The sequence below is a fragment of the Shewanella sp. 38A_GOM-205m genome (assembly GCF_000518445.1).
In the GTDB taxonomy this organism is placed as follows: domain Bacteria; phylum Pseudomonadota; class Gammaproteobacteria; order Enterobacterales; family Shewanellaceae; genus Shewanella; species Shewanella algae.
The window spans coordinates 122,227-136,922 of sequence record NZ_JADP01000008.1; the positions used below are offsets into that span (position 1 = coordinate 122,227).

Sequence of the window (14,696 nt, forward strand, 5' to 3'; positions counted from 1 at the left end):
TTGCGGCCTGGTTGGCATTTTTTCAATTAAGCTTCACTTACCATCTGGTTCCAGAGTCGGAGCGTAGCTCAGCCCGGTAGAGCGCTGTCTTCGGGAGGCAGGGGTCGCAAGTTCGAATCTTGTCGCTCCGACCAATCAAACCGCTATCCAAGCGGCACAAAGACTCAAGGGCAGGTTCATTGAACTTGCCCTTGTTGTTTCTGCTCCGTCACACTGCCACAACCATCATCAAGCCGGCCAGCAACAAGCAAGTGCCGAGCACGTATTGCAGCTGCTTCTTGGCCAGCACTTTACAGGTTACCTCCCCCACCATGCTGAGGATCAATACTGTCGCGCCGATCCCCACCAGATAACCCAAGAACAAATTGGAGCCACTGAGGGTCCAGTCGGCCACGCCCAGATTGGCGCTGCCCAGGGTGTAGCCATGGGCGAATGCCAACATGGCGACCATGGCCGCAGCAACATGAGTAGCAAAACAGATATTACCGGCAATCAACATGCCGAGCACAAACATGGACAGGAGGACAAAGGACTTGCTGACGATAAGCGCCACCGAGGTTTGTGCCATCAGGGTACCGGCCAACATCACCAGCACAAACGATAGCGGCACCACCCACAAGGCTTTACCGCCAAGCTGCGCCGACCAGACGCCAACGCCAACGGCCACCAGCAGACTGGCTACCAGCATCAAAGGGTTGAGTTGCATCACCTGCTCGGGAAAGCGTCCAACAACCCCCAGCGACAACAGCAGACTGGCGCCAATACCCAGGAACAGCCAAGATCTGCCAGCAAACAAGGACCGCATCATAAGCACCTCTCACTTGCCGAGTGACTACGCTTTAACCTTATACCTTACGGTAAAAAAATGCTTGACCTGGCACAAATTCCTGACAAAAAACCGACCTTTAATTGACTTGCATAACACAGACTCAGGACTTACTATCCTTGGGTCTTTAAATGTACTTTTGATTAATCCCATGTATTTCCCAATCGACTCATTGCTCATGCAACAGACTTGGTGGCGCAGCCCAAACCGGCGGCGTCAGGATTAAACATAGGTAAAATCATATCTTCCGGGCCGCCATAAGGCGGCCTTTGTGTATCTGTACGTCTTATGGCTCCGGCAATCTCAAGGAGAACAAGATGAAACAGATCATACTCACAGGCGACAGACCCACAGGCAAACTGCATATCGGCCACTATGTCGGTTCGCTCAGGCAAAGAGTCCAGGTTCAGGACGAATTCGATCAGAACGTAATGATCGCCGACTATCAGGCTTTGACCGACAACGGCCATAACCCGGCCAAGGTGACCGACAATATTCTCGAAGTCATGGCCGACTACCTGGCGGCCGGGTTAGATCCGGCCAAGACACGTTTTTGCCTGCAAAGCGCGCTACCGGCGTTATCGGAACTCACCTGTATCTACTTGAACTTGGTGACGGTTGCCCGGCTTGAGCGCAATCCCACAGTCAAGGCGGAGATCCAGCAAAAAGGCTTTGAACGCAGCCTTCCGGCGGGTTTTCTGGTCTACCCCGTCAGTCAGACCGCCGATATTACCGCCTTTCGGGCCACTCATGTGCCTGTGGGTGAAGATCAGTTGCCCATGCTGGAGCAAAGCAATGAAATCGTCCGTCGCTTCAACAATCTGGTGGGGGCTGAAGTGCTCAAGGAGTGTCAGGCAATTCTCAGTGACACAGGCCGCCTCCCAGGCCTCGACGGCAAGGCCAAGATGTCCAAATCCCTTGGCAATACCATAGAACTGGGAATGAGCAGTGACGAACTCAAGCAAGCGGTGTTTTCCATGTATACGGATCCCAACCATCTGAGGGTGGAAGATCCGGGCAGAGTCGAGGGCAATACGGTGTTCAGTTATCTCGATGCTTTCCACCCGGACAAGGCGCTGGTAGCCGAGCTCAAGGCCCATTATCGCCGAGGAGGCCTCGGGGACATAAAGTGCAAACGGATACTCAACGACTGCCTACAGGAGTTACTCGCGCCCATGCGTGAACGGCGCAGTCAGGCTATGGCAGACAAGGGGCAACTGCTGGCGATACTGCAGCGGGGCACGGAAGAAGCCAGAGCCATCAGTGATGCTGTACTGCAAGATGTCAAAGCCGCCATGGGACTTAATCTGTTTCGCTAACCAATGGGTCACTCAGCTGTACTAGCTCAGCCCAAGGGACCATAAGCCCGCCCCTTGGCTGAGCCTCTCGCAGCGCAATCGGTCGGATTTTTCACCGGTCGGCATTGCCCGCCAAGATGCAACACACTGTCACTGTCTGAGTGACTAATCCCGACATGACTATAGGGTTAGGGAAGGTGCGAACAAGTCCCATGTGTGCTCTGCGTCGGCTTACGGACCTGGATGCAAGGCGTGGTTCGCAGCAAATGGCCTAGTCCTTTGCAAGAAGCACAACACAGCAGGCAGGCCTGTAAGCCACGCCCTTCAGGGCTTTCACAGCAACCGGCTCTCTGCGTTATCTGACTTCGACATGCCCCGGCATGCCTTCAGTCAGATGCCTTGAACGCCAATTGCTGTGCAAGCCAGAGTGCCACGAGGACTTATTCGCACCTTCCTTGAAATAGCCAAGTACAGCGATATTCCCTCTGTAATACCCCTTAAGGCATTAAATCCGACTGGCTTGAACCAGCTGAATCTGACCACTTAGTTTGCGTTTACCAGCAAATACAGTTTGGTTTGCATTCGGCTTGGCACAGGCTAACCGTTCCATTTTTTAGAAGATTAACTCGCTTTTATTGCGATATTCTTTCTAATTTTACAGATTTAAACTGCCGACATTGATTCGAGAGGCAGAAACGAGATGAAACACTCACAGAGACTATTCCCCCTGCTGACACTCATGCTCAGCTTGATATTGCCGGGCTGTTTATTGCCGGGAGATGCCAACGCCGCCGAACAGGGCGTGGCAATCAACTATATCCATGGCGAAGGCCAGGCCAACGGTATCAAACTGGCTTATCAGCTGTATCTGGATACCCTGAAACCTATCAGTGAAGATTTGGAACTGACCCTGGAAGCCAGTATCAACTTTTGGGAATACGGCGAGGATAACCAGCATGATGTCAATCATGTGCTGGCCATGTCACCCATATTGAGATACCCGCTGATGAGGGGACAATGGCTGGACTTTTATCTCGAGGCCGGGATCGGCTTTGCCCTCTTGGATGACAGCCAATTTGCCGGTAAGGATGTCGGCTCACACTATCAGTTTGAAGACAGATTGGGCTTTGCCTTCAAATTTGGCCGTCAGCGCAAACAGACTGTCTCCATCACCTACCTGCATTATTCCAATGCCGGCCTCAGCAAGCCCAACCCAGGGCTCGACTTTGTCAACCTGGCCTACAGCTACCGTTTCTAACCCCCTTTTAGGGAGTCGGGCCAATCAATTTACCGGATGATTGGCCCGAAAATAGGTCCACTCTTCCACAATGCTGCCATTCGGCAGGTGACAATAGCCTACAGTGCCCTTTTGTTCCTGAACCAGCTCCAGCTTACCGCCGGATTCGACACAAAATACCGCTGCCGGATTAGGGCTTCCCACAGTATCTTTCAGACTCTCGGACTCGGTTTTTGCCGCCTCTTCAGAGCAGCCCGCCAACAGTAACAGAGTGCCCACAGTCATTACCGTTAATACTCGCATCTTAGCTCCTTACTCAGTCCCTTGGGCGCGCTCAATTGCCACCGCAGACTTTTCAGTATCAGCTCAAACAAACTCCAAGCTACAAGGAGATAGCAAGGTCTGCAAGCGAATGAGTCACTTATCCAAGTTAATGATTTGAAAGTTATGAATATTGTTAAAAGTAAGCAGCAATTTTTGCCAGGCAGATCGTGATTTTTCCAATTTGATCAGGCTTGTTTTTTGGTGTTTGACAGTAAAGCGGGTAAAGTGTCGCGGTTATCACCTTTTTTGATACAAGGCATTAGCCTGCAATTGATAAAAGACCTACAAACATAATAATACAGACAAGGGAAGAGTATGAGCGACTCCAACTCCTGTGCGGGCAATGACCTGCGCGAAGTCAAGCAACTGGGGATGTGGGCTTCCATCGCCAGTTTAAGCTATATCTTCTGGCTGGTCGGCGGCATGGAACTGGTTGAACGTATCGCCTACTACGGCGTTAAGGCCAGTGCCGGACTCTATGCCAAGGCACCGGCTTCCGAAGGTGGCCTGGGTATCAGCCTCAGCGATTACGGTATCATTATTTCAGTCTGGGCCTTACTGCAGACCTTTGTGCCGGTATTTACCGGCGGGATCTCTGATAGGGTGGGCTACAAAGAGACCATCTTTGCCTCAACTATTATCAAGATCTGTGGCTACCTCTGTATGGCCTTCTTCCCCAGCTTCTGGGGCTTTTTGTTCGGCGCCATGTTGCTGGCGGCCGGCACCGGCATCTTCAAACCCGGCATCCAGGGAACGCTGGTGCTGTCCACCAACCGTAACAACACCTCCATGGCCTGGGGTATCTTCTATCAGGTTGTGAATATCGGTGGCTTCCTTGGCCCCTTGGTGGCAGTGCATATGCGGCAGCTGTCCTGGGACAATGTGTTCTACGCCTGCGCCGCCATTATCTCGCTCAACTTCCTTTTCCTGCTGACGTACAAAGAGCCGGGTAAAGAGCAACGCCTGGAGCGGCAACGTAAGATCAAGTCCGGCGAACTCAAGCAGGAAATGCTTTGGAAAGATGCCTGGAGCGAGCTGAAAAAGCCGGTAGTCATTTACTATATGCTGGTGTTCTCCGGCTTCTGGTTCCTGTTCAACTCCCTGTTTGACGTGCTGCCTATTCATATCGCCGAATGGGTCGATACCAGCGTGATTGTCACCAGCCTGTTTGGCCCTGAAGGCACCAGTAATGGCATACTGCAATTCTGGCTCGGGCTGAACAACGAAGGCACCAAAGTCATGCCGGAAGGCATGCTCAACCTCAACGCGGGTCTGATTATGACCAGCTGCTTCCTGATAGCCGCCCTGACCGCCAAGTACCGTATCACCAGCGCCATGCTGGCCGGCTGTCTGCTGTCTATATTTGCCTTTGTGTTGATCGGTGCCACCCATGCGGCCTGGTTTATCGTGTTGGCAATCGCCATGTTCTCTCTCGGCGAAATGATGATAAGCCCAAAGAAGAACGAGTTTATGGGTAATATTGCCCCCGAAGGCAAGAAGGCCATGTACCTCGGCTTTGTGATGTTGCCACAGGGCATAGGCTGGGGCCTGGAAGGCTATTTCGGCCCCAAACTCTATGAAATCTTTGCCTCCAAAGAGATCTTCTCCCGTGAGATGCTGCTGGATAAGGGCATGTCACAGAAGGATGTGGCCGCCATTCCGCAGGGGGAGGCCTTTCATAAACTGGTTGAGTTCACCGGCCAAAGTGGCCGCGAGCTGACCGAGATCCTCTACCAGAGCCATAACATAGGCATGGCCTGGTACATCATAGGCGCCATAGGCACCATTTCCGCCGTCGGCATCTATATCTACGGTAAGTGGCTGCTGAGAATGCAGCAGGCCCAAGCCTGATTTGATACGCCACCTCAGGGTGGCGTTTTTATATATTGATTGTAAATGAGAGCTTGATCCCGCCAAGGGAACGGGCCAAAGTCTATGCTTAAAATAGCCATAAATAGAATGCAACTATTTGTATCCAAGGAAGTTTTATGCTTTTTAACCATCGTCTTCACCGGCAGATAGATTCATTGAAACAACGGCTCGAGGAACAGGGCCAGCAGCACCAGGCGACACTGGAGCAATTGCAGTTGCAACTGGGGCAGCTCAAACAGGAAAGGGACCAGGCACTGGCGCAAAACCGCGACTTCGCCGCCATGCTGGCCTGCCAGAACCAGGGCGGGCTTATGTTGCAATCGGTACGCGAGGCCATGGCCGAAGACGCCGGACGTCTGCTTGAGGAGCAAGGTAAGCTGGAGCAGCTCAACGCCCTGTTCGAGCAAACCCGCAGCGCCGTTGCCAGGCTGGGAGAGCGAGCCCATCTGCTCAGTTCACAGTCACAGCATAGTCTGGGGACAGTGGCGCAGCTGGATACCAGTACCCAAAGCATCAGCCAGTTTGTCAGCGCCATTCAGGGTATTTCGGCACAGACCAACCTGTTGGCGCTCAATGCAGCCATCGAAGCCGCACGCGCCGGAGAGGCTGGTCGCGGCTTTGCCGTGGTGGCCGATGAAGTCCGGCAGTTGGCGGCCAAGGCCAGTGACGCCAGCCAACAGATAGAGCAGTTGGTGCAGCAGATCATCACTCAGTCGGAAAGCATACGAACTCTGACAGATGACAACCAAGGCTGCGCCGATGAAGTGGCCAGCTCGGCGGTACAGATAGACACTGTGGTCACTCAGGTGTTGGCGCAATCGGCGCAGATGCAGCAGGTGATCAGCCATGCCGCGACTGTGTCTTTCCTCAACACCACCAAGCTGGATCATGCGGTATGGAAGCAGAATATCTATGAACTGCTGCAAAACCAGTGTTTTGATCAGCCGGTAAACAGCCACCATGACTGCCGTTTGGGTAAGTGGTACTACGAAGGACAAGGCGCCAGCCTCTATAGCTCACTCCCGGGGTTCCGCGAGTTGGAAGCGCCGCATGCATTGGTGCACGAGAGTGGCCGCCTGGCGCTGGAACACGCCGCAGCCGGCGACACCACAGAGCAGGTAATGGCGCTGCAACGGATGGAAGATGCCAGTATGCAGGTGGTGCAGGCCATAGATAGCATTATCGCCGCAGTTCAGTAGCCGTCAGTAAGCGACCGACTCCACCTCTTCCCGGGTCAACTCTCTGGCTTCGCCCTCGGCCAGAGAGTCATCCAGCACTATCTGAGCTATCTGGCTGCGATGCAGCGCCAGTACAGGGTTACGAAAGCGGCCGAACATGCGTTTTATCTGGTGATACTTGCCCTCAGTGAGTATCACCTCGGCCTCATGGCTTGCCAGAATTTTCAGCTCGGCCGGCGCTGTGATGACGTTTTCAAACTCAAAGAAAAATCCGCCCCTGAAAGCCTCGATATAAGTGTCATCCAGCGGATTGGCCAGACGCACCCGATAACGCTTGGCTTTACTCGATGAAGGCAGGGTCAACGCCTGGGTCCAGCGGCTGTCATTACTGAGCAGCACCAGCCCGGTACTCTGCTTATCCAGGCGGCCGGCGATATGCAGCCCCGGCACCAATGCCGCCGGGGGCAGGCAGTCGAGCACGGTTTTATGCTCGGGATCTTGGGTGGCGCTCACTACTCCGGCAGGCTTGTTCAGCATCCAGTAGACAGGGTTTTGCCGCTGCAGCCATTGCTCATCGAGACGAATATGACTGAACTCATGGATAAGTCTGTCTGCGGCAAACACCTGCTCGTCATCGAGCCAAACCCGGCCATCGGCAAGCAATTGCCTGGCCTGTTTGCGGGGAATATTCAGCTGCCCGGCGAGAAACCTGTCCAGTCGCCCCCTCTTACTGCGCATCGTTTAAGGCGCCTTTAGCTTCAATCCGATAAGCACAGCGACGTGAACCATCCAGGATATGTTCGCGGCGACTGACTTCCACCTCAGGCCCCAGCAACTGCCGGAACAATGCCAGCTCAGAGCGACAAAAGTTCTGGCAACTCGTGGCCGCAGCGCAAATGGGGCAATGATTTTCCAGCAGCCAAAAGCCGGTACAGTCCGCTTCAATCTGCGCCATATAGCCTTCACGGCTTCGGATCTCTGCCAGGCATTCCAACTTATCGGCCAGGGAAGCGGCAGCGGCCATCTGGCTCGAATAGCTCTCGAGGCTCTGCTGCTCCCTGTGACTGATGAGTTTATCCAAGCCCTCGTCACCAAAGACCTGACGCACTGAAGTTATCAGTTGCAGGCTCAGCTCATCGTGACGGTCGGCAAACAGCGAGCGACTCTGCTCGGTCAGCGTCCAATAACGCGCAGGTCTGCCGCGGCCTTCGGCCCTGTCTTCGGTCCGCACCAGCCCCTCGGCTTCAAGGGCTTGCAGATGTTGACGTACCCCCATACTGGTCAGCCCCAGCTCTGCGGCCAGGCTCTGAGCCGTCTGGGCTCCGTTCAACTTAAGAATGTCGACTATCTTGTCTGTGGTCTTCATGGCACCTCCAGCGCTGATTATGCCCGGTTCAGGACGCCGCATCCAGAATAAATAAACTTTTTTGTTTATTTTATCTTTACATTATTAAGTAAAGCACATACCTTATAAAACAATAAATAAACAAAAAGGTTTACTTAACATGAAATACCTAGTCGTCAGCGCCAGCCAACGTTTCCAATCCCAGAGTGCCAAGGTCGCAGAATTCATCACCCGGGAAATAAAGACCAAGCAACTCGCGGAGGCGGAGCATTTGGAGCTCTGCGGTTTCAATCTTCCCTTCTGGGATGGTGAGCAACAAAACAAGGGAGCCGACTGGCAACGGATAGAAGCCAAGGTGACAGCAGCCGATGCTCTGGTGCTTATCACTCCGGAATGGGGCGGCATGGCGACACCTTTGCTGAAGAACTTTCTGCTGATGTGTGACAGCCAACATACGGCCCATAAGCCTGTGCTGCTGGTTGCAGTTGTCTCAGGCATAAGCGGCGCCTATCCCATCAGTGAATTGAGAATGAACGCCATGAAAAACAACAAACTGGTGGCCGTTCCGGATCATTTGATCGTCCGCGATGTCGAGAAAATGCTCAACCCCGAATGCGACAGCATCCGCGATGCCAGATTAAGAGAAAGGATAGGTTATAGCCTGCATATGTTGGCCCAGTATGCAGCCGCACTGGCACAGATACGTTTTGCCCACAGGGACGCCCCCTTTCCCAAACAACAGGAATATTGCTACGGCATGTAAACAAAAGGCCCAAATAAAGGACAAATACCAAGGAGAACGCAAATGATACAACTGGAACATCTGAACCTGGTGGTCGCAGACCTCCCCAAGACCCTGGATTTTTACCGCGCCGCCTTTCCTCACTGGCAGATCCGCTGCCAAGGAGAAGGAAGCTGGTATGGCAAGCCACGAAAATGGCTCCACTTCGGTGATGACTATCAATACCTGGCTTTCAGCGATAATGGCGAAGGCAATAACCGCGACTTGAGCGGTCATCAACCCGGGCTGGCCCACTTCGCCTTTGTCACAGCAGACATTGACGGGGTGATCAAGCGCCTGCAGGACGCAGGCTATAGCATAGATAAAAACGGTGCTGACGAGCCCTGGCGCCGCAATGTGTACTTTATCGACCCGGCCGGGTTTGAAGTGGAGTTTGTCCAGTACCTGAGCGACCTGCCAAAGCAGCGCAATCGCCCTAGCTAAGAGCAGTCATAAATAACCTTACAGGCTCCCTCGCCTTCGCTCACTGGGTGGGGGAGCCGCCTTGATTCACTTCTTGGCAAACAGACTGTACAACCAGCCCAGGGTGACGGCACCCAGCGCCAGGCTGAAAATGCTGTAGGCTATGATGCAGTAGTCAGCCATATTCATTCCCAGCAGTGACCAATCATCTTCTCCACAGCCCCCTGTCGGTGCAAACTCATAGGGTAGCCATTCATGCAACGGCAACCCCAAGGGGAAATGCGGCTCGGTGGAGCAAGCGGCACCACCGCCGCCGGTAGCAAAGATATCGCCGCCATCCAGCATGTGCGCCGCGGCATGTATCTGTTGCAGCTCAACTGACCAGAGCATCCCCTGGATCACGCCATACCAGGCCAGCACCAACCCCAAGACCTTGAGCCATTGACTGGAAGGCTTGATCGCCATGGCGATACCGGCAATCAAGATACAGCACTGACTGAAACGGATATAAACGCAGAGCTCACAGGGATCCATGGCCAAAAACCACTGGAAATACCCCATTGCCGACAACAACAGAAACAGCGCAGCTCCGGCCATCAGCAACCACACACCTCTCTGGGCCTGCCAGCGGCCCAAAGCAGGCAGAGGAGCTTGCTTGAATTCAACGAACAAACGGCTCACAAGATTCATCTTCATTATCCTCACTTCTTGGACAATTCAAGGATCATTTCGTCCAGCATAGGCATACTGCGAATCGACTTGGTGTTGATCAGATACTTGCCATTGACCACCAGCGCCGGGATCCCCTGGATTTTGGCGATGGCAATCCCTTGGTCCCACTTGGCCAGGAGTTGCTTCACTTCGGGATTACCTTTGAGACGGTTGAACTCTTCTTGTGAGATCCCGGCTTGACTCAGGCCAAAGCGGATTAACTCATCACCAGTGGCAAACTTGGTCTTTTCATCGTGGATCTTGGCGTATAGAGCCATTTTGGCGGCTTTGTACTTGGCCTCTCCCACAGTCTTGGCTACCGCCAAGACCTCAGAAGCTTCAGCACCAAAAGGAGATTTACTCGATATATGATAAGCATCGTAATTTATCGTGGATGGCAGGTTTTTAACCATTCCGGGAATGACAGACTTTTCATACTTGTAGCAGAATGGGCAGTTGACAGAAAATATCTTGGTTACCTGTTTATCAGCCTGAAACTGAACACTTTCCGGTAGAACTTGGTAATGATTCCCCTCCTCCAAATCCAATGCCATTGCATTACAGCTTCCCAGTAAAAAAGCACCCACTACAATTCTTTTAATAAATTTCATTTTGGACCTCTTATCCATCAATCAGATTCGATTAAATCATGCCAAGATAAAATTCAATAACAACAAGCAAATCCAGCTTATTAGCAATACTGTGAATAACAACGATATAGAGAACAGAGTTCAAATAAACTGATATTGATTTCAAGAACTTTAGAATACAAACAAGCCAATAAGGCAAATCAAATTTTTTGAACTACCAAATTAAGCTGCAAACAAGAACACAAACAAAACATTAACTAAAAATTAAAAACAGCAAATGTGATTACGCCCCCAAATTAAATTCCTCCATTCAACTTAATTAATAAGCGTCTATTAAAAACAAAGGATATGATATGAAAAAGTCACTCACTTCATTGGCTGTAATATTAGGTATTGGCTTATCAACTTCTGTCTCTGCCGCAGGTTTTTACCCTGCACCTCCGGCCGGGCATTTGGGAGGTATTTTTGTCAACCCATATGGTAATTCGCCACTCACTGCTCTGGTCGATTTGGGTAGCAAGCGAGTGTCCAATGTTACCGTTACCGTGGCAGGGAAAGGCAAGAACGGAGTCAGTATCTCCTATCCGGTCGGCCCCAAAACCATCAACCGACACGACGGTATTCCTATTTTTGGCCTGTATGCCGACTACAAGAATCAGGTCAGTGTCGACTTCACTCTCGATGGCAAAAAATACACAGATAAATATGAAATTCTCACCAGTGCCCTCGAAAACAAGTACATAGATAACCGTAACATCACCTCAATGCAGGAAGTGAAGGTCAGGAAAGTCGATAAGGATTTTAAAGACAGGCTGCTGCTGGTGAACTCCCACACTATGCTGTTCCAGGGTTCTGATCTGCACTGGTCCGGGGTCAAGGGCAAAAACGCCGGGATTTTCGAGTCTACCCCGGCGTTGGGCTCCATGACCTTCGACATGGCACCACTAACTTATATCATTGATACACAAGGTGAAACTCGTTGGTGGTTGGATCAGGATGCCACCTACAATGGTCGGAATATCGACGTCAATAAACGTGGTTACCTGATGGGGTTGAGAAAGGATGGTCGCGGTAATCTGAGTTTTGTCCAAGGCCAGCACTTCGGATATCTGGACTTAATGGGCAAGATTGTCGACTTCAAGATCCCCAGGGGCTATCAAGACTTATCCCATGAGAGCGTGACCATGCCCAATGGCAACCTATTGCTCAGGGGCGCCAAAACCAACTATGTCAACCCGCAAGGGGACAAGGTCCATACTGTCAGGGATCATATCCTCGAGGTAGACCAACAGGGTAACCTGCTCGATGTCTGGGATCTCAATAAAATTCTCGATCCCTACCGCGATGCCCTCCTTAAGGCTTTGGATATGGGGGCCGTTTGCGTCAACGTGGATCTCGACCATGCAGGTCAAGCTGCCGGTGAAATGAAGATAGATGCGCCCTATGGCGATATTCCGGGAGTAGCGGCCGGCCGGAACTGGGCTCACGTCAACTCCATCTCCTATGATCCCAAAGATGACGGCATCATTCTATCGCTGCGCCACCAAGGGGTTGTGAAGATCACCCGCGACAAACAGGTCAAATGGATCCTCACTCCCAGCATAGGCTGGAAGGGAGAGCTGGCCAAAAAGCTCCTTAAACCTGTCGATGCCAAAGGCAAAGCCATCTCCTGCTCTGAACAAGGTGACTGCCAAGGTGACTTTGACTTCACCTATACCCAGCACACAGCTTGGCTGAGCAGCAAAGGCACTTTGACCGTATTTGATAACGGAGATGGTCGCCACTACACCCAACCCGCCCTGCCGACTCAAAAATACAGTCGCTTCGTGGAATACAAAATCGACGAAAACAATATGACTGTGCAGCAAATCTGGGAATACGGCAAAGAGCGGGGCTACGAGTGGTATAGCCCTATCACTTCCAACGTGGAATACGTTGCCGACCACAACTCCATCTTTGGTTTTGGTGGCTCTATCAATCTATTTGAGCCCGGCAGAGTCACGGGCAAATTCAATGAGATTGATTACCGCACCAAGGAAGTGAAACTGGAAATCGATGTCCTCTCCGATAAGGCTGGCCAGCCCCATTACCGCGGCCTGTTTATCGAGCCGGCAAAGATGTTCGGTCGTTGATTTGACTCTAACGGCCGGGACCATCCCGGCCTAAGGTAACACCATGTTAATAAGGACTTCATTACTCCGGCTATTGCCATTGCTGTTGCTGCTCCCCACGGCCCAAGCCGAGGTGTTCCAACAACAAAATGGCATCAAAGTCGGCTATGAGCATCTGTTGGATGCCAAAGACAATAACCCCAATCTCTACAGCCAGAGTTATCTCAGTTTTACCAACACTACCCGCGCCAGTTGGGGCGATTTTGCAGCTTGGCTGACACTGGAAAACCCCTTGGACGACAACGACAATCAGCAAGGCAATAAGGCCGGTGCTACAGTCAAGTCCTGGCTAAAACTGGACTATAACCTGGGCGATACCCCCTTTAATCTTTGGCTACAGTCTTTTACGGCCAACAATAAAAACCGTACCGAAGAAAACTTCTACTATGGCCTGTCTTACGACATCCAATGGCAGAAGCTCAAAGGGACCATGGCGATAGGCGCCCACTACGCCTGGGGTGACATGGACGCCTCCCAGCAAGATTTTAATGGCAGCAGTGGTTATGCCGCCATGGTGCAATTGGCTTATCCTGTGACCCAGGAATTACTGGGTAAATTCTACTTTGAGACCCAATTCGACCGCAGTGATGAACAAGTGGCAACTTTCCTGTACCGGGATTCAGGTTATCAAGCGATTCTGGGATTGGATTATCAATTCCTGCCTCAAGCCTCGGCTTCATTGGCGTATAAGTATCGTGATGCCTGGGGCGGCTCAATTCATCATGGAGGCGAACTATTATTCGAACTAGGGTATCTGTTTTAAAAATAATCAGCGAGAAAGCACATAACCTATTGTAAAGGTAATACTGATCACATTATTACCTTTACATACTTTAACAAAAGCACTGCCGCTGACTGATACTGGTCACAGAAAATTAGCCTTTAATATATTACCTTATATAAAAGGGGAGCAGGCCATGAACAAAGCCGATATAAACAATCTGTCGCTAATTCATTTGCAGCTGATAAGGCTGATCCTGGAACATGGAAATGCCAGTGTTGCTGCTCAAGAATTGGGATTAACTCAATCCGGCATCAGTTATCACATGAAAAAGATACGACAAATATTCAACGATGAAATGTTTGTCAGAACCAAGTACGGTTTTACCCCAACAGAAAAGTGCAAGCGAATTAAAAGTACGATTCAGGATATTATTTTAAGGATTGAAGATGATCTGCTGAACAGCAGTGATTTTTCGCCTATGAATATTGACAAGGAAGTATGGCTTGTGGCCGATAACACTATCTGCAACTGGTTCCCTGAACTAATAGAACAGGCCAGTCAAATAGCCCCCAGAATGGTGCTCTGTACCCGTAATTGGAACCAAAATAGTTTCAATGAAATCCTCACAGGATCAATCGACTACGGCATTCACGTCAACCAAACCTCGCTCAACTCCCTCTATAAGGTAGATCTATTGCCCTGTCGCAGATACTTCTTTATGCGCCATGACCATTACCTGGCCAAGAAGGGCAGTATCTGTCTGAGAGATCTGCAGGACTTCCCTGTGGTATTGCACGACCTGTGCGGCTTCAACTCCTATGGCCAGTCCCTGATAGAAAAAACCATGAAGCTCAAGTTTCCGGACTTCAAGATCAGAGCCAAAATAGACAGCATCAGCGAGATCATCGAAGTACTCAAGAGCAGCAACGCTCTGGTATACACCTCGGCTCTGGCTTTCCCGTTAGAGGAAATAGGTACTGAACTCAGTGTGCTGGAGGCGCCATCCTGCCTTTCCGACGTGGAGTTTACCTACAAGCTTTACATCTCTTCCGCCCGCTATGGCTCGCTGGAATCCGACTGGTTAATCAGCTTTATCAGCGAATCGTTCCGCCATTTTGCCTGCCGTAAATACCATATGTTGGAGTCACTGCTACAGGGCAAAGACTGATGTAAAACTCTGCGGCCAAACAGACCAAAAGCCGCTATTGACGGGCAT

15 protein-coding genes and 1 tRNA gene are annotated in these 14,696 nt (G+C 51.3%); 10 read left to right on the top strand and 6 right to left on the bottom strand.

Annotated elements, in window-relative coordinates:
• The first annotated feature begins 57 nt into the window (after nucleotides 1-57).
• Nucleotides 58-134: transfer RNA gene (locus N512_RS0109735), tRNA-Pro, on the top strand.
• Between the two features lie 74 nt (nucleotides 135-208).
• Here N512_RS0109735 and N512_RS23765 read toward each other — a convergent pair.
• Nucleotides 209-808: a HupE/UreJ family protein gene (locus N512_RS23765; protein ID WP_081737124.1), complete on the bottom strand. Its 600-nt coding sequence runs from the start codon at nucleotides 806-808 to the stop codon at nucleotides 209-211.
• Between the two features lie 335 nt (nucleotides 809-1,143).
• Here N512_RS23765 and trpS point away from each other — a divergent pair, with 335 nt between their 5' ends.
• Nucleotides 1,144-2,145: a tryptophan--tRNA ligase gene (trpS, locus tag N512_RS0109745; protein WP_028780200.1), complete on the top strand. Its 1,002-nt coding sequence runs from the start codon at nucleotides 1,144-1,146 to the stop codon at nucleotides 2,143-2,145.
• A 679-nt stretch (nucleotides 2,146-2,824) separates the two neighbouring features.
• Nucleotides 2,825-3,382, top strand: a complete 558-nt coding sequence (locus N512_RS0109750; protein WP_081737125.1) for an acyloxyacyl hydrolase — start codon at nucleotides 2,825-2,827, stop codon at nucleotides 3,380-3,382.
• A gap of 24 nt (nucleotides 3,383-3,406) precedes the next feature.
• Here the strand turns inward: N512_RS0109750 and N512_RS22725 are convergent, their stop codons facing one another.
• Nucleotides 3,407-3,664 carry a putative hemolysin gene (locus tag N512_RS22725; RefSeq protein WP_025010001.1) on the bottom strand — a complete coding sequence of 86 codons (258 nt, stop codon included), beginning with the start codon at nucleotides 3,662-3,664 and terminating at the stop codon, nucleotides 3,407-3,409.
• 336 nt (nucleotides 3,665-4,000) lie between these two features.
• Here N512_RS22725 and N512_RS0109760 point away from each other — a divergent pair, with 336 nt between their 5' ends.
• A complete protein-coding gene (locus tag N512_RS0109760) occupies nucleotides 4,001-5,536 on the top strand; it encodes an MFS transporter (protein ID WP_028780202.1) in 1,536 nt (511 codons plus the stop codon).
• 137 nt (nucleotides 5,537-5,673) lie between these two features.
• Entirely contained in the window at nucleotides 5,674-6,756 is a 1,083-nt protein-coding gene (locus tag N512_RS0109765; protein WP_025886925.1) for a methyl-accepting chemotaxis protein, read from the top strand.
• Nucleotides 6,757-6,759: 3 nt separating this feature from the next.
• Here N512_RS0109765 and N512_RS0109770 read toward each other — a convergent pair whose 3' ends face one another.
• Together N512_RS0109770 and N512_RS0109775 are read right to left on the bottom strand one after the other, a co-directional pair.
• Nucleotides 6,760-7,473 (bottom strand): 16S rRNA pseudouridine(516) synthase, encoded by a 714-nt coding sequence (locus N512_RS0109770; RefSeq protein WP_028780203.1) that lies wholly within the window; start codon nucleotides 7,471-7,473, stop codon nucleotides 6,760-6,762.
• Complete coding sequence (locus N512_RS0109775; RefSeq protein WP_028780204.1) at nucleotides 7,463-8,101, bottom strand: helix-turn-helix transcriptional regulator; 639 nt, start codon at nucleotides 8,099-8,101, stop codon at nucleotides 7,463-7,465. The genes N512_RS0109770 and N512_RS0109775 overlap by 11 nt, the downstream gene beginning before the upstream one ends.
• A 139-nt stretch (nucleotides 8,102-8,240) precedes the next feature.
• On the opposite strand from N512_RS0109775, the gene N512_RS0109780 reads away from it, so the two are divergent.
• Together N512_RS0109780 and N512_RS0109785 are read left to right on the top strand one after the other, a co-directional pair.
• The gene (locus N512_RS0109780; RefSeq protein ID WP_028780205.1) at nucleotides 8,241-8,843 is read left to right on the top strand and encodes an NADPH-dependent FMN reductase; all 603 of its coding nucleotides are present in this window, start codon (nucleotides 8,241-8,243) and stop codon (nucleotides 8,841-8,843) included.
• Between the two features lie 42 nt (nucleotides 8,844-8,885).
• Complete coding sequence (locus N512_RS0109785; RefSeq protein WP_028780206.1) at nucleotides 8,886-9,305, top strand: VOC family protein; 420 nt, start codon at nucleotides 8,886-8,888, stop codon at nucleotides 9,303-9,305.
• 66 nt (nucleotides 9,306-9,371) lie between these two features.
• On the opposite strand, the gene N512_RS0109790 is transcribed toward N512_RS0109785, so the two are convergent.
• Together N512_RS0109790 and N512_RS0109795 are read right to left on the bottom strand one after the other, a co-directional pair.
• On the bottom strand, nucleotides 9,372-9,980 hold the full coding sequence (locus tag N512_RS0109790) for a disulfide bond formation protein B (protein ID WP_231473560.1): 609 nt from the start codon (nucleotides 9,978-9,980) through the stop codon (nucleotides 9,372-9,374).
• A gap of 5 nt (nucleotides 9,981-9,985) precedes the next feature.
• Nucleotides 9,986-10,549, bottom strand: a complete 564-nt coding sequence (locus N512_RS0109795) for a thiol:disulfide interchange protein DsbA/DsbL (RefSeq protein WP_044735667.1) — start codon at nucleotides 10,547-10,549, stop codon at nucleotides 9,986-9,988.
• 389 nt (nucleotides 10,550-10,938) lie between these two features.
• Here N512_RS0109795 and N512_RS0109800 point away from each other — a divergent pair, with 389 nt between their 5' ends.
• From N512_RS0109800 to N512_RS0109810, 3 genes are all read left to right on the top strand, one after another.
• On the top strand, nucleotides 10,939-12,717 hold the full coding sequence (locus N512_RS0109800; RefSeq protein ID WP_028780209.1) for an aryl-sulfate sulfotransferase: 1,779 nt from the start codon (nucleotides 10,939-10,941) through the stop codon (nucleotides 12,715-12,717).
• Nucleotides 12,718-12,760: 43 nt separating this feature from the next.
• Nucleotides 12,761-13,519: an outer membrane protein OmpK gene (locus N512_RS0109805; protein WP_028780210.1), complete on the top strand. Its 759-nt coding sequence runs from the start codon at nucleotides 12,761-12,763 to the stop codon at nucleotides 13,517-13,519.
• A gap of 154 nt (nucleotides 13,520-13,673) precedes the next feature.
• Nucleotides 13,674-14,648: a LysR family transcriptional regulator gene (locus tag N512_RS0109810; RefSeq protein WP_025886919.1), complete on the top strand. Its 975-nt coding sequence runs from the start codon at nucleotides 13,674-13,676 to the stop codon at nucleotides 14,646-14,648.
• Nucleotides 14,649-14,696 lie beyond the last annotated feature (48 nt).